Consider the following 20,149-nt stretch of genomic DNA (forward strand, 5'->3'; position numbering starts at 1 on the left):
TTATCCCGAAACAACAAACATATTCCTAATTGACGTAGTGTTAATCATAGCGCAAAAAATCAATAAATTGCGGAACAAGTTCACATTATCGTATGAGTTGCCTTTATTTGTCGCAAAACGAGATGTAAAGTTACCTATGTTTTGTGTCTACCAAATACGTTATTTTACGCTATTTTTAGTACACTGTTTTAATAAAAAAATATTATTATCAGTAAGATAGCGGTGTCATTTAAAGTAATTTATCTTCAGTAAATCATCTTCTCAGTATCTTATAAATTTTTGACTCATTTCTTTACCAAATCTCAAAACTAGTAGTTATATCGACTGAATTTGGTAATTTTTAAGTATTTTATTGTGTATTTTATGAGATATTTTTCAATTAGCGCGTTATCTCGCGGTAATTGACAAAAAGCAATGTTTAACATTTGCCCAAATTCGCCATAATCAAGCTTTATTAACTTGCCTTCCAGTCTTACGATTATGTTGGTCAAGCGCAGCGTCATATACAGCGTCATATACAGTGTCATATAATAAGTGTTCTAGTCCTGCTATACACCGTCAGGCACATAATTTTAACACCGTTACAAGATAGTTCGCTAGCGTTCTGTTTTTATGACTTCAGAGAGTGTTCTTGCTTTGGTAGGTTCTAACAGTAGGTTTTCTACAGCATTGAGTAAAGAGTGGCCAGATAACAAAATCTCTCGGTTGATATTGAAACTCGTTGAAGCGGCTTCTCTTTCTAACTCTCCAGTCGAAATTAATTGATAAATCAACTTGTTATATTCTCCATGGGCTCGACTTAATTGCTCAAACATCATGTTGAGTTGACTAATTGGGATATCATCAGTTTTTAACCAGTCTACGATATGTTGATAGCTTTCATGCAAAGCATGGATAACCAAATGCGAGGCGCCGTCTCCAGTTTCAAGCTGTTCAGAAAATTGTTCGACGTCTTGTCGAATATCTTTAATACTTTTGGCGGCATATATCGTGTCTCGAAGCGCAACCAATAACTGGAGCACTTTCTCCGACTCAGCATTAGTGCTTATTGAATTCTGAATGCTTATCAAATATTTAGTGATTTTTGCTTCTGCGCGTTTTAACGCATTGTAATCACTTGTGCCAGCAGACTGCTTGAGGACATCGTCCAGATTATCCTCAAATACTGAGTGATCAAAAGCTAGTGTTTCGCTGTTAACTCGCATCGTTTGAATCATTAGGTTTTTAATGTCGTCTTCCGCAGCAAGCAACCCCGCATTGATTATTTTGTAGTCGACAGATTCAATTTTTAAGCGAGATTCCGTTGGCGGGGGAAAGGTTTTTAGGGCCAGCGTTTCTAAGCGATTTATCAGTGGTAAGAAAAGCAATATTCCAAATAGGTTAAAACTGGTGTGGATCGCGACGAGCGAAAATAAGGGATCGGTAAAACCATAAATGTCGGCCACCAAATAAAGCAAAAAGGAAATGGCAGCGAGAGCCAAAAGATCAGTCACCAAATTAAACACAAAATGCACTAACGCCACTTGCTTTTTACTGGTTGCACCATAAAGCGCGCCTATCATCACAGTGCTGGTAGTACCTAAATCGGCCCCTATGATCAATGCTGCTGCCATCGGAAGTTCAAGAATACCGGCGTTGAGCGCGGACAATGCAATCAGCATTGTAGCGGAGCTGGATTGGATAATTGCAGTTAGTATTGTGCCGAGAATAAAAAAGAAAATTACCGGCATATCTTTTAGCTCGTTTATATCGACAAGCTCAGTGATAAAGCCGATACCATCCTTCATCAAGGATAAGCCGACCAATAAAAGACCGACGGCGAAAAATGCCATGCCTGCGTATTTAATCTTTGCCGAACGGTCTGCAAGGATAATTAACATCGAGCCAGCGGCCATGATCGGAAATGCATATTCAGCCAAATCTAACTTAAAGCCGATAATCGTGACAATCCAGCCGGTAAAGGTAGTACCCAAGTTTGAGCCAAGAATAATACCGATTGCATTGCGAAAAGGAATGATTGATGCGGCGACAAATGCCAGGGTGATTAACCCCACTAGAGAGCTACTTTGCAAAACGGCTGTCGCAGCAGTTCCCAACAATATACCTTTAACCGGCGTATCAGTCTGACTTGAAAGTGCCTTGTTGAGAGAGCGGCTGCCTAAATTGGATAAGGCATCTTCAAGTTGCTTCATTGCGAAAATAAAAATCACAATGCCGGATATAAAAAGTACAAAATTCATTTAACGATGCTTTCCGAATTAATTTGTTGCTTGGCAAGAGTCGGTTTACTCGAGCCAGTTACTGCGTACGATAACGAATGTTATCGCTAAGTCTATTGACTTAAAACAAACAATAATCCGAAGTTGTATGAGTAGTAGCGCTTTTATCTCTCAAGGTTTGTGCGCTTGTTATCTGACAGAATTCTTACAGTTACACCCTCGCAATCACAGTTGCTCTTTTGGGTGCAGGGTAGCCCTCTAAGGTTCTATCGTGATCTTCCGGGTCGAGATAATTCTCTAAGGAATGGAAATGCATCCATTCGGTTGCTCGTTGCTCATGAATGGTCGTTTGAGTTACATCCACGGTGTTTATTGATTGAAAACCACAGCGCTTTAGCCATAGTTCGAGTGCCTTAACTGAAGGCAAGAACCAAACATTTCTCATCTGGGCATATCGGTCATAAGGCATTAGAACCTGATTTTCATCGCCATCGATTACCAAAGTTTCCAGCACGAGCTCGCCTTTTCTACCGAGAAGGTTCTTGAGGGCGAGTATATGTTGGATTGGCGATCGTCTGTGGTACAAGACGCCCATAGAAAATACCGTATCAAAGCCTGATTTTGGCATATCTTCAGGCATATCCTCGATGCCGAGAGGTAATAGATGTACTGGCTGAGGACCTAAGTATTTTTTCATAATCGCAAATTGTGCGAGAAACTTTTGTGAGGGGTCAATGCCGAGCACAAACTTAGCGCCTGCGCCTAACATACGCCAGCAGTGATAACCATTGCCGCACCCCACATCGAGTATTGTACGATGCTTTAAATCGGATAAATGCGGAATGATTCTGTCCCACTTCCAATCAGAACGCCACTCGGTATCAATATGAATACCGAATAAATTAAACGGACCTTTTCGCCAAGGGTGAAGTTGTTTTAAGTCGGCGACAAACTTTTCTTTTTGTGTCTCATCCAGCTGCTGCGCTAAGGCTTCGCTATCACCGATTGACACACCACTTGTAAGATCGCTCACTCGAGTTTCTAATTTTGGCAAACCCTCGATCAGAGTGGTCCACTGTTCAAGCTCTCCATGGGTATATTCCTGGTACTTTTGTTCAACTGCTCGTTCTAAAAACTCACTTATTCCGCTAACTGGAGTACGAGCTATATCGTTTTTTAATTGATTAAAGTCGATCATTTGCAACTATTTGATTGCCACTATAGACATAAAATTAAATTGTTGAAACCAGCAATCAGCAGTCTTGAAGCCGATTGTTTTTAGTCGTTTTAGGTGCTCGGGTAATGTTTCAGGTATGAGGACATTTTCGAGTGAATTCCTTTTTTGGCTAATTTCTAGATCGCTGTAGCCATTTTCTTTCTTAAACTCATGATGAACATCTATCATCAGTTGATTCATTTGTGGATCATCGAAAGAAACCTTCTCAGATAATACAAGTATTCCCCCAGGGTTGAGGGCTTCGTAGATAGCGGTTAACAGCTCAACTCGTTTGTTTTTATCAATAAATTGGAGCGTAAAGTTGAGCGCTACCATGGAAGCATTAGACATTGGAAAGTCAGTAACATCACCTAAATGTAACTCGATTTCTGTTTGATGTTTAAATGCGTCGATATGCTGTTGGCAACGGGTAAGCATTGCTTCTGAGTTATCAATGCCTATTACCTTGCACCCATTTTGCTGAATACCCTGACTCATCGCTAAACTGGCCGCGCCGAGCGAACAACCTAAGTCGTAGCAATTTGTACCTTGTTTGACATATTTGCTGGCGAACTTTTCGATATGTTTAATCATTATCGGATAGCCGGGAACAGAACGTTTGATCATATCCGGAAAGACTTCGGCGACCTTCTGGTCAAAAGCAAAAGGCATTGCTTTTACTGGTGAGGAAAACAAAGTGTCTGGTTTATCACTCATTTTTTGTACCCGTTCTGCAATAAGTAGCTCAAATCGGTATTTGGCTGAATTTTTTGCCGACCCATTTTGTGAGAAAACAAAAAAGCCGTATTTTCTCCGACCAGCGTTAATTGTTGTTGCGTTCTTTCTAGCGCTGAACCCTCAGGCAGCCCAATAACTTTAGTGGATGAGTTTTTAACCAAAAATTCTGCGATCCGTTGCTCGCGGGTCTCGCCGTTATGACCCGGAGGGGAGCCGTCAAAGTAGTGTGGGTTGATTTGAAACGGCAACACTCCCAAAGCATCGAAAGAAGGTGGTTGAATAATCGGCATATCATTTGTAGTTTTAATCGACGGACCGCAGATATTTGAACCGGCACTCCAGCCAATATAAGGCGTGTTATCGCTGATTTTTTGTTTAATAGCCATGAGCAAATCCAACCGATAAAGGCTTTCTAGCAAACAAAAAGTATTACCACCACCAACAACAATCGCTTGTGCTTCCTCAATAGCGACTCTCTGATCTTTGTAGTTGTGAATGGATGTCAGATGGCAGCCTAGTTGACTAAAATAGCCGCCTACATTGGCAGCATATTGATCGTAACTTACCGTGACGCCAGCGAACGGGATAAATAATAGCTGCTCAATTTCATTGTTCAAATGCGACTTAATCAGGTGGTTAGCATGCGCTAAATAACCCGTATTGCCTGCTCTTGAGCTGCTGAGTAGTAAAAGTTTCATCCGTGCAGAAGATTCATTCGACGCTGAGAAAGCGCGTATTCTACTAGGATTTTAGAAAATCGACTAGCTTGAGCGCTCGATAGAACGCTCAAGCGCAGGCGCATTAATTTTGTAGGCCGCGTAATGTATTGTCGATGGCGGTGTTGATGAGTTCGTCTTTGTCTTCCCATCTCACCATAGGAAGGCCATAGAAAGAGCCATAGATCCCATAAATCGACAAGGTGATGACCTGGGCTGCGATTTGTTTGTTAGTGACCCTAAAGTCGCCGCGATCGATGCAACGTTGAACACAGTCGTACAGTAATTCAATATACTTACCAGTGCCTGATGACTCGTAAATGTTGAAGTTGTCCTTACTCTCAGCCTCATGGTCTTGGGTTGCAATGCCCAGTTGAAAACTCTTTGGGTTTTGCAGCCAATACTCCACCGATTTATGCATGAGGTGCCGCAGGATCTCGATAGGCGGCTTTGCTAACACATCTTCGCTAGGCTCACAATGATTCCAAAGCGCTTGCGAGATATCCTCCCAAAAATATCTTAGGATTTCTTTTTTGTTCTCGAAATAGTAATAAATTTTGGTTGGTGCGAAACCTGCCTGAGCGGCAATTTTTCGCATACTGGTGTTCTCGTATCCATGATTGACGAACAGATCTCTCGCGATATTGATTATATCGTCACGGATTTGCTGTTTTTGATGTTCAGACAGGGAGGGTCTCCCTGGTCTTTTAGTTACTTCACTCACTGTCATTTAGCCCCAATCGTTTTATTATTTATCTTGCTAGGTCTTCCCCTCCTGCAAGTTCACGAAATTATAGATTAAGGCTTGGCCAATTTTCTGTGTAAAATTGACATTTTTCGGACAAAATTAGTGTGAATTTGACACAAAATCTCATTTTAAGTTTGTGCGACCGTTGTCATTTTTACCAAAATCAACATTATTAAAATTCAGCGTTGTAACAAGATCAAATTATTCGCGAAAAATTAAATGAATTATTTCACCGGTGTCATAAAAATTATCGCGGAAGGGAATAATTATAAATCAACAACCTGAACAACATACTTAAAGTATCACGATAAGAAAATTATCTAAGTGCCGAACAAAGCAAACCAATCCGTGTTGCATTCACCGTTAAATCCGTATAGATTTTTGATTATTAAAACAATCAAAACCAGCCAGAAAGCTCTCTCATTGGAATGCATTAAAAGCAGGAGCGCAGCAGGGGGAAGGGGTACGTGATCACATAATGATCGCAGGAAAGAATAATAAAAAGGATTCGGGTGCTGCTAGTAAAGCTTCATCAAAGCGCTCACTCAAGCCGAAAATCTTGATTGCTGAAAAAGATACTGCCATCCAAGGGTTACTCGCCAGCCAAATAAATCTTCAATATTGTGAGTCGTTCACCATTAATGACGGCGATGAATTGACTCAGCAGCTTATCATCAACCACATTGACTTACTGTTTTTAAGTGACAGTTTTATTGAGGTGGCGAATAACGACGTTCATCCTCAGACGCTGATGAATAAACTGGCAGCCCTGATTAAGAGAATCAAAATAGTCTCCGCTGATACCCGTATCATTGTTATCTCTTCCAAAAGTTCTCAAAATTCCATTCCAGGTGAATTGATGGAGGCTGGGATTAGTGATTATTTTTCGCTTGCGATTGGTGAGCAACGTTTTCTCGCAGCAGTATCTTCGAGTCTTGAATTATTAGTCGCAAAATCGCAGGCGAAGCGTACAGAGGGACAAAACTTTATTGAACAGACCTTGTCCTCCTACAAGCGTCCGAGAAGGAAAACTCAAAATAATCAGTTTATTAATCGTTTAATCCGCAACATCCCTGGCAACGTATTGCTCGTTGACAAAGCACATAAGATTATCGTCGCAAATACCAGCTGTGAGCAATTTCTTGGCTATGGGAAAAAAGCCCTCAACGGTCAGTTCATCAAAGATTTATTCTCACCAAAACTCTACAGTGAAGTCTCTGCGGGGTTATCGGAAGTTACGCTTCATTCACTGGATCAAATCAATGAAAAAGATTTTGAGTCAATCGTGATTACTTACAAAGGAGAGGGCGTGCCGGTTCGTTGTTTTATGCGCCCCATGCAATTCAGTGGACAACCTGGCTATGTATTAACCCTTCAAGACATCACGCACAGTCTAGATGATAAGGCGAGTCATGTTGCCCAACTAAAGTGGCAACATCATTTAAATGAATTCGCTAAAAGGTTTATAAGTTTACCGGTTAATGAGTTTTCCAAAGTTATCAAAGAGCTACTCCAAACTAGTGCTCATTTTATGGGGTGTGAGAGGGTGTATATTTACCGTTTGGATAATGCGCGCAGGGCAGCAACACTTTCATACGAGTGGTCCGCTGACAAAGAAACGCTTAAGACTTTTTCACGCAACATACCGATTTATCCCGATGCCAGTGAGTTTCAATCGCTTGCTGAGTGTCGACCGCTTTTGCTAACCCCTAAATACAATGTCAAAATCAAGCAAATAACGGAGAATCTGGGATTGTCCGAACATTTGGCGACTGTCGATGCCGAATCAAGCTTTATTGTGCCGCTCAGTCACAAGTCGCAAGTCTACGGATGGGTTGGTTTTGACATCCAGCGTACCGGTCGCCATTGGCAAAATGAAGATATGCAAAATATTGAGGAGCTCGCGAAGGTTATCAATCAAGCCATCGTTCGAAAAAAATATGAGGAAATGAGACAATCTACTCACCTTAAGCTAATCGAAACCCATGGCAAATTATCAGAGCAAGCCTATCTCGACAGTTTGACTAAAATCGCAAATCGCCGATACTTTGATCAGGTATTACGAACCGAAATTGGCCGCGCGGCAAGAGAAAATAGCCACCTGTCTATCATGCTGTGTGATATTGATAACTTTAAAGATTATAACGATACTTACGGCCACTTAGGTGGCGATCAGTGCTTACAAAAAGTGGCTCGAACTTTAGAATCATCCTTCCAGCGCGCTGCCGATTTTGTCGCTCGATTTGGTGGCGAAGAGTTTGTTGTCATTCTTCCTGGACTTGATATGCGTGGCGCATTTGAAGCCGCTGATCGGATGCGACGTTTACTTTATGAAATGAACATCCCTCACACCAGCTCGCCTTTGGGAAGGCTAACGATTAGTATCGGCTTAACATCGGTTAAGTCACCCGCCCCAGAAAGTGCTTCCGAATTAATCGAAAAATCTGACAGAGCGCTTTACCGAGCTAAGTATCGCGGTAAAAACCGAGTGTATGCCTACACTAAGAAGCCGCTTTGACCCACAGTGACAACTTGTCTGCTGAGCTCATTTGAGGGGCTATATTGCCTGGGGCATGCCGCAAGGAGAATCATGTTGTTTTTGCTTTAGTTTTGAACGCCTATTCAACGCCAACACGATAGATTACTCAAAGGATTTTCTATGATATCCTCGCCGAGCTAGTATTAATTCGATGAGATATTGCTAATGAAAGTCTTTACCACGATAAATAAGAAGATTAACACTGATAAGACAATTGTCGTCGTCCTTATACTGACTCTTTTACTGATTGGTTTGATGCTAAATAGCCATCGTTGGCAGGCTATCCCCGATGCGATAGAAGCGCCTCTTTCAGAGGCATTGCCAGATTTTACATCGATCACTCAAGTTGCAGAGAGAAAACAAGCTTTTTTTGATTACTTAAGGCCATTCATTCGGCAAGAGAATCAACGAATTCGTTACGACAAGGCGTTCTTAGCATCAATCGAATCTGATATTGGTAAAATCGGTGATCATCACCGTTCGCCTCACAGAAAATTGCAGCGACTAGCGAAACGATACCGGGTTGAAGCCACTAACCCGGATGAAACAATAGAAGCTTTGAAGCTGCGGATTGACGTGATACCCGAATCACTTGTACTGGTTCAAGCAGCAAACGAATCCGCGTGGGGAACCTCGCGCTTTGCTAAGCAAGCTAATAATTTGTTTGGCCAGTGGTGTTACACAAAAGGATGTGGGTTGGTTCCCAAAAGTCGCGCTGCCAATGCTAAACATGAAGTAAGGCGGTTTGACTCTCCGCAAGCATCAATCGTCAGTTATATGCGAAACCTCAACACCCATTCAGCTTATCGTGATTTCCGGATCATTCGTCATCAGTTAAGAAACAATGGCCAAAAGTTGACCGGAACTCGGCTGGCTGATGGTCTGGAGCAATATTCTGAGCGACGCGGAGAATATGTTGAAGAACTCAAGACCATGATTCGCCACAATAATCTTGAGTAACGACGACTGTGCATCTAAATCGGATCTCGCGAAATAATTGATGTCCTCCAGAGACAATCTGTGCGATCGGTGATGAGAAGGTAAGAGACCTCTAACGAGCTGATCCAGATCACGGCTCATTTTGACCAAATTGGTATTGTTGCCCCATTAAAACAATATCCTATGGAGCAGTCGTCTTTGGATACCCAATTACCCGCTAAACAACCGATTCTTGAAACTACCGCTAGTTCGCAACTTTCGCATTCACAAAAGGTAATAAGAAAGCTCGCGCGGAAACCCGTAAAGCTTGAATGGGATGAGTCACTGTTGCAGAAGTATGACATTTCTGGACCTCGGTATACGTCTTACCCGACGGCTTTAGAGTTTTCAGAGGTGTATCAACGGGATGATTATATTACTTGTCTCGAAGGAATAGACCCGCAGAAATCCTTGTCATTATATATCCATGTACCATTTTGCCAGAATATCTGTTACTACTGCGCCTGTAATAAAATTATTACCAAAAATAGAGATAAATCAGAGCGATACGTTGAAAACCTCATCAAAGAGATTAAGCTCGTCGCACAACATCTCAAAGCCAAAACCTTGCGACAGATTCATTGGGGTGGCGGAACGCCGACTTATTTGACCTTGCAAGAAATAACCCGAATCATGGAGACCATTCGAAACTGTTTTGATATCCCAGATGAAGACTCGACCGAGATATCGATTGAAGTCGACCCTCGAGCATTAAAAGTACAAGACGTCGCGAAACTGGCATCGCTTGGTTTTAACCGCATGAGCATCGGTGTGCAAGACTTTGATTTGAAAGTCCAGCGAGCGATCAATCGAGTGCAGTCATTTGAAATGACTCAGGATATGATTTTAGAGGCAAGAAAACATGGTTTTCAGTCAATTAACGTCGATTTAATTTATGGATTGCCTCACCAGTCGTTAGCGACTTTCAAATCCACGCTCGAGCTGATTGCGAGGATTTCTCCTGACAGGATTTCGGTTTTTAATTACGCACATTTGCCACATCGATTTAAACCACAAAGACGAATCAGTGACCATGATTTGCCTTCTGCTGTCGAGAAACTCAAGATTTTTGAGTTTATTATGGAACGCTTGCAACAGGTAGGCTTTGTGTATATTGGAATGGACCATTTTGCGAAACCTGATGATGAACTGGCAATAGCTCAAGAAAACCAGGTGTTACATCGAAACTTTCAAGGCTATACAACGCATGAGGAATACGAGCTTATCGGCGTCGGTGTATCATCAATTGGCTCATTAGGTGCGCAGTATCATCAAAATGTTAGAGACGTTGAATCCTACTATGAGTTGCTAGAACAAGACCTTCTGCCAACTTGGCGAGGTGTTGGAATGACAATGGAAGATAAACTCCGCAAAGCAGTTATCTTTTCTCTGATATGTCACTTCGAAATCGATAAAAATACGATAAATGCTCAGTTTGATATCGTTTTTGACGATCATTTTGCGAAAGAGCTCGAACTGCTAGCGCCAATGATTACAGATGGCCTGGTGTATGATACTGGCGGTTTTTTACGTGTTACCTCGCGAGGCAGGTTGCTGATTCGAAACATTTGTATGGCCTTCGACGCTTACCTTAACGAAATGCAGGTGATTAAACGATTTTCTAAAGTGATATAAACGCTAGCGATAAACTTGATAAAATCTGACAAAATTCATCAATATTGATGGATTTTGTCAGATATTGCTTTAAAATCAGATAATAATAACAAGCCAACTACCTGGAATTTGATTGAAAGTGTCTTCTAACAGCGCGCTTCACAGCGAAGTCAGATGTCAGACATGCAGCATACGTAGGTTATGTTTGCCCATGATGCTTGCCGAGTCTGAGATTGAATATTTAGAAAATATCGTTCAACGTAAGAAAGTATTGAAAAAAGGCGAGTTTTTGTTTCACGCCGGCGATGAATTTGATTCGATTCATGCAATACGATCGGGCAGTATTAAGTCCTATACCATCAGCTCTGATGGGACTGAACAAATCACAGGATTTCACTTGCCGGGAGAAATGGTTGGACTCAACGCGATTTCTAGTACCGCTTACCCGAGCTTTGCTAAAGCGCTTGAAACCTCTTTAGTTTGCTCGATACCGTTTGACAAGCTCGAATCGCTCGCTCGCAATATTCCGGGGCTGCAAAGCCAGCTGTTTAGAGTGATGAGTGGTGAAATTCGCGATGAGCAAGAGTTAATGATGCTGCTCAGTAAAAAGAATGCAGACGAACGCTTTGCTGCATTTATTATTAACTTATCGGCGCGATTTAAGCGACGCGGATTATCCGAAAAAGAGTTCCAGTTGACGATGACAAGAGGCGACATCGGCAATTATCTCGGATTAGCCGTTGAAACTGTCAGTCGATTGGTGACGCGATTACAGAAACAAAACCTGATTGCTATTCAAGACCGGTATATTAGTATCGTGGATAGAGATGGCCTAGGTGAGCTTGCAGGGACTGCTTGTCACGTGTAACTCGTCAATGATTTATCAGAATTAAAAGAACGCCTCTTCGAAGGCGTTTTTTTATACCGGTAAGATAGTTTCTCGAAACTAGACATTTTTTTAGATTTGTGCGAGCGTGTCAGTGATTGCCGACTTAAGGTATCGACAATAATCATCAAGATAGTTAGTTCCATTGTTATTCGAGCTAATCCACGGGTTCATCAAAGTGTGTCGAAGCAAGTGCAACTTTTGCTCTGGGTTGTATAAAGCGTCCTGATCGTCGAGTGAAAACTTCTTGAACAGACCAAGTCTTTCAACTTCAGTGAGGTTCTGTAAAGCCAAATGGGAGCATGAGGAGAGAAATTCATTGGTTTGTACTGAGTGCAATGGATTGTGCGATAATTTCTCTACTAACTTTTCCATAAACAGATTCATCTTATCTAATAGAACATTTCCGTTAGGGTTAATAGAGACAACAATTAGATTGGTATCGGGTTCGAATGGTACATCTAAAATTGCAACGTCTTTTAATTCTTTTTTCAGATGGGATAGCTTGTCATAGAGGTATTCGGCAGCCGCTATGGTTTGCTTAATGATACGACCAAAATACTCATGATTAAGCGGCAATACCTTATGAGTGATATAAGCAGAGGCGGCGTTTGCGCCTGGCTTTGTGCCGTCCAGAATATACCGACTGAGGCTTAGCATGTCCAAATCCTTTGAATTGATCAAAGGATCTTGTTGGCTAGAATTGAGGAGTCGGACTACATCTCGATTCCGAGCGATAAAACCGCCAATTCCTTGTGGAAGATAACCAAAAGAGTGCGGTGATACTGTAATGCTGTCGACTTCAGAAAGTGCCGTAAATGCATCATAAACTGATTCCGAGGGAAAGTATTTAAGCTGGTTTGCTACTTGGTCGCGACTGACCTTATTGCCTTCCTGATCAGTAAATAGCGAATTGACATAGGCACCGCAAGAAGCATCAATGTGAATATAAAAACTCAGCCCTTCTAGAGCGAGTTTATCGCGAATTTCGACGATTTTATGAATAGGGTCGATTGTGCCAAAGTCGAGCGTACCTAAAACGCCAACAACAGCCAGGACAGGAATATTCTGAGTTCTCAGCTTCTCTAAAATACGCTCTAACTCATTTTCATCCATCCGCATCGTGCCCGTTAAGGGGATTTCTACCAGTGAAGCCGAGCCTAAACCGAGTAAACGCATCGCTTTTTGCCAAAATGGGTAAGCAGTCGCCGGAACTAGTACTACCGGCTGGTGATATCGATAGTTTTGGGCGAAAAATTGAGCGGGACCCAAAGCTTCTAAACGGTTATCTTCAACCAGTTGCGAAAACCGTTTAAACGTAATATCTCCATAGCGTTGTTTAATGCTTTGGAAAATCAAACGCCTAAACTCTAAGACTTCTTCGATTGAAAAGTTAACTAGCTCCCACGGTGTGTAATCGTTTGGAGATTTGAGTTTTTGATCGTTAATTTCGATCGATAGATCGGCTTTTCTTAAAGATTCAACTAAAGCGACAGGGTAATACTTTACTGCTCTAAAGTTCCACAAGCTTTCGTAATTGGCATCTGTACCGCCGCTGGTCAAATGTCCCCATGCGCAAGGGTAACGCTGTGGATCCGTATTAAAGCCAAAGAGTTTTGCAAACTGATTACCCACCTCGAGTTCCATGTTGATGGTCGTTTCACCAACTTCATTAAAACTATTGTTAGGGTTATATATTGTAGTAACTAGTTGCGCGAGGAGCGCAGGCAGCATCAGGTCAGACGCCATATGTCCTAAGTATCTTGGGCTGTATATCGGCACTGTCCGTTTGAGATTACTCGTCAATGAGAGTAATTCTTCGCGAAGTCTCGCGATTGCATCCTGATAATCTGAACTGTGGGTCATTTGAGGTGATATTGGTCGGATGTCTTCCGGGTGGAAATTTCGTCGCCAATATACATGATCCCTGACAAATTCTACCAGGAGCTCTTCCAGTACATCACTGTTTTCGCCATGTGCACCGATAAAAAACGGGCTAAAAAAGCTGAGATCTTGCTGAATCGTCTGTTCTGCATCGACTTGAGGCTGACTCATTGACTGTCCCATAATACTGATAATTCAGAGGTTTGCGCGTCGAGTTTAAAACGACGGAGTTAACTAGGCTCTAGTTTGCTGATTTTTAAGTAAAACGACGTTGACGTAGGTCAATTTGATGTTATTGTTTTTTACCGAATACGGGTGAATGAGAAATTGGTTGCAAGTGGCGATTACGAAAACAAGTATTACCGGTTTGATACTTTCGGGTGGTGAGGGCAGGCGAGTCAGCGGTAAAGACAAAGGATTACTGCATTTCAAGGAACGTCTTTTAATAGAATTGCAAATCGAATGGTTGCAAGGTCAAGTCGACGATATCATCATATCGGCAAACCGCAATTTGGATGACTATCAACGATTAGGTTTTGCGGTCGTTAGCGATGACTCCGCTGGTCATTTAGGACCTTTGCATGGAGTCAAACAAGGATTAGAAAAAGCAACCTCACCGTGGGTTTTTGTTCATCCTGTTGATTTACCGAATCTACCGAAAGATTTTATCGAGCGAATTGTACAGCCACTAAATGATGAATTTTCAGTTTATTATTTTGCAACAAAAGAGCGTTCTCATTTTTTAACCATGCTAATCAATAAGCGTTGCTCTCAACGTCTCAATAGTTATTTGGCGAATGGCGGTGCCCGGGTAAAAGATTTTTTACAGGAAGTGCGTGCTAAGAAAATAGTCACTGATTTATCGGAAGATTGTTTCGCAAATTTAAATAACTTGTCGGATTATAATACTTAAGTAAATGACTCTCTTGAAATCAAGATTTTAAATGAGTACTGGGCTGCTAAATATTTGTTTAAGCGATTTCTCTTGAGTGATAACGTTTCTCGATGCCAGTGAGATTGAATAGAAAATGTTATGTGCTCTTTCTAAAGAAAAGTGGGGGAGCTTATAGGCTTTGTCGCTTTATGAAACGCATCGTCAACTTTATTTCCTAAGACTGACAATCAGATAACCTCGCTTAAGGAGTCGAGGGGCATCACGATGATCGAGATCAATATCCATCGGTAGAATACATCTAAACTTGCAAATAACGAGATGTTATGGAGCGGAAAATCTAGTTAATGATCGCTCTCGATTTTTACCGCGAAGAAGCTTGGTTTGAGAGTACTTAGGTTATTGGTTAGCGTTTTTCTGGTTAATTTCTGATTAAAAATTGAATTCAAAAGCTAAAGGAGATATTGATTATGTCAATGCAAGAAGACTTTGAAAGTTTAATTGAAAAGCTCAAAACTGAGCGCGATGAGTTAAAATTAAAGTTACATCTTGGCTCGATGGAGGCTAAAGACGAGTTTGAGAAGGCCGAAGAAAAGTGGGATGACATTAAAAGTAAGGCCAAGGAAATCGCCGACGATACTAAAGAAACTTCAGATGAGTTCATTGCGAAAGCTAAGATTGTCGGTGAAGAAGTTAAGGAAGCTTATCGTAGAATTTCAGAGCGGTTATCCGACTAAATTTAGCAAAACATCGGTGTTAGCGAATGTAACTTATTCGCTAACAGATAGTGCATTGATTTAAATAATGCCATAAGATCAAATCGCGCCCATTAGTTATGACTTAAAGCGCAATATTTCCGTTCTAGCCAGGTGAATATTCGAAGAAGAAGGCAGTAGATTACTTTGTTACAGGCGGGGTCACTAACTATAACTTAGTTGATGCTAGCCTAGAATTAATCTTTCCTATTTTTTTAGTCAGAAAATAAGAAGAGCTGACATCCTATCTTAATTTAGTTAATACAAATATAAATAAAGATTCTCAATAAAGACAGCCACAATTAGGCAAATGACTTACACAAACTTGCGAATATTCCTTAGCGACAGTATCAAGGCGATTTAAATTAAACTACTCAACTGAAAATAAAGATTCTCAATAAAGACAGCCACAATTAGGCAAATGACTTACACAAACTTGCGAATATTCCTTAACGACAGTATCAAGGCGATTTAAATTAAACTACGCGAGTGAAAAACTTATTGGTTTAAAGCTTGAATTAGCGAACTGGTCGATTTTCAGGTAATCGATAACCTTCTCGTTTAAGAATAAATCCAAGGTTATGTTATCGTTGGTACTTAGGTAGTGGAGAGGTACAAGCTCCGAATACTCGAAACACCTTTAATCCATTTTGATTTCAGTTTATCAGCAAACGATTGAATAAGATGAAGGGGCCCAACAGCGCGGTAGTAATTACGACCATAATGATTAACTTGATTGAGCCAATTATCCTGGTTGATATTGAGCCGTTGAAATATCGGCTTTAAGTGAGTGGGAATTGTGGCTTTATCCGGATGAATGATTGATTGGCCGGTCCATTCAACCAGTTCAATATAGTCTTTTAGCGGCATTACCATGGAACCGGATTTTTTGGTCGAGACTCGACACCAGAAGCTGTCGCTCCGCTTTTCGATAAACAGATCGAAGGCTTTGGTGAATTGTTTCGACAAGTCTCTTTTGAAGAGATTGGCTCCTCCACTATTCAAAGTAGGGCAGTTGGTGGGTTAGCCAACAATACCGTCATTTTTTGCTTGCCCGGCTCTAGCGGTGCATGCAAGACAGGTTGGAGTAAAATAATAAAACAACAATTAGACTCAAATTATAAACCCTGTAATTTCGTCAAGCTACTCACCAATCGCTAGTTCACTTATCGTGTTTTGCTGTCCATCGGTTGTCTGCTCACTGATAGGTTTTGGAAAATATTAATTAAAATAATAATCTGGGAGTCTGGATAAAAATGAAACACCAAGCATTGCTTATTTATTTATTGGTCGCTTTGGGTTTTGCAACTCAAACTCATGCTTCATCCAATCAAGCGACGAGTCAATTGCATGCGCTTTTCGAGGAGGATTGGCAGGCAAGAGTCGATCGTTCTCCGATGTTGTCGACGCGAATGGGTTTTTCCGACAAGAACCATTTGCTGCAAGACGTCTCGGAAGCAGCCTATCAAGCTTGGGCCGATAAAAGCCGACAGTTTTTGGAAGACCTGAAAAAGATTAACTACCAAGCGTTGGCAAGAGAAGATCAGATTAACTATCAAATTTTTCAGCGCCAATTAGAGAGACGGATAAGCGAAATCGAATATCAAACATACCAGATACCTTTTCTTTCAGATTCTGGTTTTCATACATCGATCATGCGCATGCACACTTCGATCCCTTTAAAAAATATAAAGGATTATCAAAATTATCTCGAGCGCTTAAAGGCGGTGCCAGAGTTCTTTGCAGAAAATCAACGCAATATGGAAAAAGGATTAGCTCGCGGTTACTCAATGCCAAAAGTGGTCATGAAAGGATTTACCGATGTTATTTTAGCGGCTTATGAGAAGGGGTGGCAGGATTCTGCTTTTTGGAAAGTGTTTGAATCGATGCCCGAATCATTTAATCAAAACGATGCGAAAAAATTAAAAGCAGAAGCGAAAGTTGTAATTAAAGATAAATTGATTCCAGCCTTTAAAGCACTCTATGACTTTTTTGAAAACACTTATATACCAAAAACCAAACAATCTTTGGGCGCTTACGACTTTCCGAATGGAAAGGCCTATTATGGCGCTCAAATCGATCATTACACAACTTTAGCGCTATCGGCTGATGAAATCCATCAAATTGGTTTAAATGAAGTAAAGAGAATTCGTAGTGAAATGGAAACGGTGATTAAACAAGCAAACTTTGATGGTAGCTTTAAAGCGTTTCTGAAGTTTCTTCGAGAGTCGCCGCAATTTTATGCAAAGACCGCCCAAGATTTAATTATCAGAGCGTCATACCTTGCCAAAAAAGCTGATGGTCAACTTCCTAAGCTATTCACTAAACTGCCAAGACAACCTTATGCCGTTGAGCCGGTTCCTGATGCGATTGCGCCTAAATATACGACAGGCCGCTATCTTTCTGCCCCTTTAGATAGTGAGCGACCGGGAGTTTATTGGGTGAATACCTATGCACTTGATAAAAGGCCACTCTACGTCTTAGAAGCATTAACTTTGCACGAAGCTGTACCAGGTCATCATTTGCAAAATGCCCTCAATCAAGAACTAACGAATGTGCCAAACTTCAGACGTTATTCGTATATCTCTGCATTTGGAGAAGGTTGGGGACTCTATAGTGAAAGGCTTGGTCTTGAGATGGGATTTTATGAAGATCCTTACAGCGAATTTGGTCGCTTGAGTTATGAAATGTGGCGTGCCGCGAGACTAGTTATAGATACCGGAATTCACGCAAAAGGTTGGAGCCGAGAACAGGCCATCGAGTTGCTAGAGGAAAACTCGGCTTTATCGACGCATAATATTCGAACTGAGGTGGATCGTTATATATCATGGCCTGGGCAAGCCCTGTCTTACAAATTAGGTGAAATAAAAATTCTCGAGTTAAGGAAAAAGGCCGAGAAAATGTTGGGTGAAAAATTTGATATTCGATTGTTTCACGATGCAATACTACAAAACGGCTCCGTTCCGCTACCGATATTGGAGCAGGAAATTGATCGTTTTATCAAGCATCACCAAATGAAAAAGGCGACTAACTAGTCGCCTTTCAATTTTAAATGCGTTGCTCGAGAAGCTATACTGATAAAAACGATAACCAGCTCTTGCCACCGAATAACTTCTCATGTAGTTCGTGCGCATCGATATCAGTACTTGTGCTTCTTAAGCTTTGGTCGATTTGCATTGGCATGTCATATCTGTCAACGGGATTATCAGCTAAGCTAACAATCTTGGGTTTGTCGATAGAGATGTTCATATGATCCCTAACAACAGCAACTCGGGGTCTTAATCGCGATTTTTCGGGTTGCTCAACAACGATACCAATTGAGTCATTAGTTAATTTCACCAAGCTACCGGTAGGGTAGATGCCGATTGCTTGAATAAACTCTTCAACAAGTTCTCTTTGGAATAACTGGCCGCGAGTACTGTAAAGATGCGAAATAGCTTCTGCAGGTGTCATCGCTTCTGCGCCAGGATACGGATTAATCAATTGTTCGTAATAATCAGCCAAGCCTGCGACGCGCGCTAAAAACGGAATTCGATTACCAACAAGGTTTCTAGGGTAGCCTCGGCCGTTATTTCTTTCGCAGTAGGCCGACAAAATGTAATTTACTTGATGACTGCTAGAGAACATTTTTGTGGTTTCTTCTAGTGTGTAATCAATATGCTGTTTATATGCATTTTCTTCTTCTGTAGATTGACGGCTGTATAGTAGCTCTTTCGGGAGCTTGCATTTACCGATAGGTGCTAGAAGAAGTGCTGTACCAATATCGCGTAAATCATGACGGGATAGTCCCAAATGTCTACCGAAAATCATGCCCCACACGGCACTTCGGATCGCTTGTTGATGAAGCGCTTCGTTTTCGATTCCGATGCGGCATAACCAGGCGAGAGCATTAGGGTTTTTAATAATGCTCTTGACCATTTCTGCAGAAGCTTTGCGAACTTCTGAAATGTTGACATATCCGTTGTGTTCCGCATCGTGATAGATAGCAGACATTTGTGCGACAATATGCTCGTATGTTTGAGAAACTACTTTTACCTCTTTTTTCAGTCGACCAGTAATCGCGTAATTTTCAACACGTGGTTTGAATCGCGCTTTTTCGTTCATCATGCGGATGATTTTTGGATCAACAACTTCCGCCTCGGCTTTACCCGACTTCGGCGATAAGACCAAACGCGATTGAACGTCAACCGTGCTTAGGAATTGGTCGACATAGACTTTGTTACAGTAGTGAGAAAGGAGGTCAAGTTCTTCCTGCTTGGTTATTCTGAAACCCTGGATAGGAAAGGGCGTCTGAACCCAAGGCACGTCCAGGCGAGATATGTACATGCCTATCTCTAAGTTTTGGACTGGAATTTCCTGGGTGGTGATATGCATTAACGGGTGCCTCTCATTTACTCTCGTTTATCCCGAAACAACAAACATATTCCTAATTGACGTAGTGTTAATCATAGCGCAAAAAATCAATAAATTGCGGAACAAGTTCACATTATCGTATGAGTTGCCTTTATTTGTCGCAAAACGAGATGTAAAGTTACCTATGTTTTGTGTCTACCAAATACGTTATTTTACGCTATTTTTAGTACACTGTTTTAATAAAAAAATATTATTATCAGTAAGATAGCGGTGTCATTTAAAGTAATTTATCTTCAGTAAATCATCTTCTCAGTATCTTATAAATTTTTGACTCATTTCTTTACCAAATCTCAAAACTAGTAGTTATATCGACTGAATTTGGTAATTTTTAAGTATTTTATTGTGTATTTTATGAGATATTTTTCAATTAGCGCGTTATCTCGCGGTAATTGACAAAAAGCAATGTTTAACATTTGCCCAAATTCGCCATAATCAAGCTTTATTAACTTGCCTTCCAGTCTTACGATTATGTTGGTCAAGCGCAGCGTCATATACAGCGTCATATACAGTGTCATATAATAAGTGTTCTAGTCCTGCTATACACCGTCAGG

Annotated in this window: 15 protein-coding genes and 1 pseudogene; 8 read left to right on the plus strand and 8 right to left on the minus strand. The window is 41.2% G+C overall.

The genetic code is table 11. From position 1 onward, the window contains the following. Positions 1-596 precede the first annotated feature (596 nt). From FLL45_RS21170 to FLL45_RS21190, 5 genes are all read right to left on the minus strand, one after another. Positions 597-2,240 (minus strand): Na/Pi cotransporter family protein, encoded by a 1,644-nt coding sequence (locus tag FLL45_RS21170; protein WP_142944061.1) that lies wholly within the window; start codon positions 2,238-2,240, stop codon positions 597-599. Between the two features lie 190 nt (positions 2,241-2,430). Next, the gene (gene cmoB / locus FLL45_RS21175; protein ID WP_142944062.1) at positions 2,431-3,417 is read right to left on the minus strand and encodes a tRNA 5-methoxyuridine(34)/uridine 5-oxyacetic acid(34) synthase CmoB; all 987 of its coding nucleotides are present in this window, start codon (positions 3,415-3,417) and stop codon (positions 2,431-2,433) included. A gap of 6 nt (positions 3,418-3,423) precedes the next feature. Beyond that, entirely contained in the window at positions 3,424-4,152 is a 729-nt protein-coding gene (cmoA, locus tag FLL45_RS21180; RefSeq protein ID WP_142944063.1) for a carboxy-S-adenosyl-L-methionine synthase CmoA, read from the minus strand. Continuing rightward, a complete protein-coding gene (pepE, locus tag FLL45_RS21185; RefSeq protein ID WP_142944064.1) occupies positions 4,149-4,871 on the minus strand; it encodes a dipeptidase PepE in 723 nt (240 codons plus the stop codon). Before pepE ends, cmoA begins: the two co-directional genes overlap by 4 nt. A 103-nt stretch (positions 4,872-4,974) precedes the next feature. Beyond that, positions 4,975-5,613: a TetR/AcrR family transcriptional regulator gene (locus FLL45_RS21190; protein WP_185964578.1), complete on the minus strand. Its 639-nt coding sequence runs from the start codon at positions 5,611-5,613 to the stop codon at positions 4,975-4,977. A 502-nt stretch (positions 5,614-6,115) separates the two neighbouring features. On the opposite strand from FLL45_RS21190, the gene FLL45_RS21195 reads away from it, so the two are divergent. From FLL45_RS21195 to fnr, 4 genes are all read left to right on the plus strand, one after another. Next, positions 6,116-8,155: a diguanylate cyclase gene (locus tag FLL45_RS21195; protein WP_142944066.1), complete on the plus strand. Its 2,040-nt coding sequence runs from the start codon at positions 6,116-6,118 to the stop codon at positions 8,153-8,155. 186 nt (positions 8,156-8,341) lie between these two features. Then, positions 8,342-9,136, plus strand: a complete 795-nt coding sequence (locus tag FLL45_RS21200) for a glucosaminidase domain-containing protein (RefSeq protein ID WP_142944067.1) — start codon at positions 8,342-8,344, stop codon at positions 9,134-9,136. A 162-nt stretch (positions 9,137-9,298) separates the two neighbouring features. Continuing rightward, positions 9,299-10,789: an oxygen-independent coproporphyrinogen III oxidase gene (gene hemN, locus FLL45_RS21205; protein WP_142944068.1), complete on the plus strand. Its 1,491-nt coding sequence runs from the start codon at positions 9,299-9,301 to the stop codon at positions 10,787-10,789. 118 nt (positions 10,790-10,907) lie between these two features. After that, a complete protein-coding gene (gene fnr / locus FLL45_RS21210; RefSeq protein WP_342778789.1) occupies positions 10,908-11,636 on the plus strand; it encodes a fumarate/nitrate reduction transcriptional regulator Fnr in 729 nt (242 codons plus the stop codon). Between the two features lie 90 nt (positions 11,637-11,726). Here the strand turns inward: fnr and FLL45_RS21215 are convergent, their stop codons facing one another. Further along, a complete protein-coding gene (locus FLL45_RS21215) occupies positions 11,727-13,709 on the minus strand; it encodes a pyridoxal phosphate-dependent decarboxylase family protein (protein ID WP_185964579.1) in 1,983 nt (660 codons plus the stop codon). Positions 13,710-13,857: 148 nt separating this feature from the next. On the opposite strand from FLL45_RS21215, the gene mobA reads away from it, so the two are divergent. Further along, the gene (gene mobA / locus FLL45_RS21220) at positions 13,858-14,451 is read left to right on the plus strand and encodes a molybdenum cofactor guanylyltransferase MobA (RefSeq protein WP_142944071.1); all 594 of its coding nucleotides are present in this window, start codon (positions 13,858-13,860) and stop codon (positions 14,449-14,451) included. 449 nt (positions 14,452-14,900) lie between these two features. Next, a complete protein-coding gene (locus tag FLL45_RS21225) occupies positions 14,901-15,167 on the plus strand; it encodes a hypothetical protein (protein ID WP_142944072.1) in 267 nt (88 codons plus the stop codon). A 615-nt stretch (positions 15,168-15,782) separates the two neighbouring features. On the opposite strand, the gene FLL45_RS21230 is transcribed toward FLL45_RS21225, so the two are convergent. After that, positions 15,783-16,154, minus strand: coding sequence for a hypothetical protein (locus FLL45_RS21230; protein ID WP_142944073.1), 372 nt, complete (start codon positions 16,152-16,154; stop codon positions 15,783-15,785). On the opposite strand from FLL45_RS21230, the pseudogene FLL45_RS21235 reads away from it, so the two are divergent. Next, positions 16,062-16,346, plus strand: a pseudogene (locus FLL45_RS21235) (molybdopterin-binding protein); the annotation flags it as partial. The gene FLL45_RS21230 and the pseudogene FLL45_RS21235 sit on opposite strands and share 93 nt — an antisense overlap. Positions 16,347-16,441: 95 nt before the next feature. Next, positions 16,442-18,220 carry a DUF885 domain-containing protein gene (locus tag FLL45_RS21240; protein ID WP_142944059.1) on the plus strand — a complete coding sequence of 593 codons (1,779 nt, stop codon included), beginning with the start codon at positions 16,442-16,444 and terminating at the stop codon, positions 18,218-18,220. A gap of 34 nt (positions 18,221-18,254) precedes the next feature. On the opposite strand, the gene FLL45_RS21245 is transcribed toward FLL45_RS21240, so the two are convergent. Then, positions 18,255-19,559 (minus strand): cyclic di-GMP phosphodiesterase, encoded by a 1,305-nt coding sequence (locus FLL45_RS21245; protein ID WP_142944060.1) that lies wholly within the window; start codon positions 19,557-19,559, stop codon positions 18,255-18,257. Positions 19,560-20,149 lie beyond the last annotated feature (590 nt).

It is taken from the genome of Aliikangiella marina, assembly GCF_007004765.1.
Taxonomy (GTDB): Bacteria; Pseudomonadota; Gammaproteobacteria; order Enterobacterales; family Kangiellaceae; genus Aliikangiella; species Aliikangiella marina.

Coding starts and splice junctions, on each gene's coding strand:
- FLL45_RS21170 (WP_142944061.1), bottom strand. CDS start 2,240: ATGAATTTTGTACTTTTTATATCCGGCATTGTGATTTTTATTTTCGCA.
- cmoB (WP_142944062.1), bottom strand. CDS start 3,417: ATGATCGACTTTAATCAATTAAAAAACGATATAGCTCGTACTCCAGTT.
- cmoA (WP_142944063.1), bottom strand. CDS start 4,152: ATGAGTGATAAACCAGACACTTTGTTTTCCTCACCAGTAAAAGCAATG.
- pepE (WP_142944064.1), bottom strand. CDS start 4,871: ATGAAACTTTTACTACTCAGCAGCTCAAGAGCAGGCAATACGGGTTAT.
- FLL45_RS21195 (WP_142944066.1), top strand. CDS start 6,116: ATGATCGCAGGAAAGAATAATAAAAAGGATTCGGGTGCTGCTAGTAAA.
- FLL45_RS21200 (WP_142944067.1), top strand. CDS start 8,342: ATGAAAGTCTTTACCACGATAAATAAGAAGATTAACACTGATAAGACA.
- hemN (WP_142944068.1), top strand. CDS start 9,299: ATGGAGCAGTCGTCTTTGGATACCCAATTACCCGCTAAACAACCGATT.
- FLL45_RS21215 (WP_185964579.1), bottom strand. CDS start 13,709: ATGAGTCAGCCTCAAGTCGATGCAGAACAGACGATTCAGCAAGATCTC.
- mobA (WP_142944071.1), top strand. CDS start 13,858: ATGAGAAATTGGTTGCAAGTGGCGATTACGAAAACAAGTATTACCGGT.
- FLL45_RS21225 (WP_142944072.1), top strand. CDS start 14,901: ATGTCAATGCAAGAAGACTTTGAAAGTTTAATTGAAAAGCTCAAAACT.
- FLL45_RS21240 (WP_142944059.1), top strand. CDS start 16,442: ATGAAACACCAAGCATTGCTTATTTATTTATTGGTCGCTTTGGGTTTT.
- FLL45_RS21245 (WP_142944060.1), bottom strand. CDS start 19,559: ATGCATATCACCACCCAGGAAATTCCAGTCCAAAACTTAGAGATAGGC.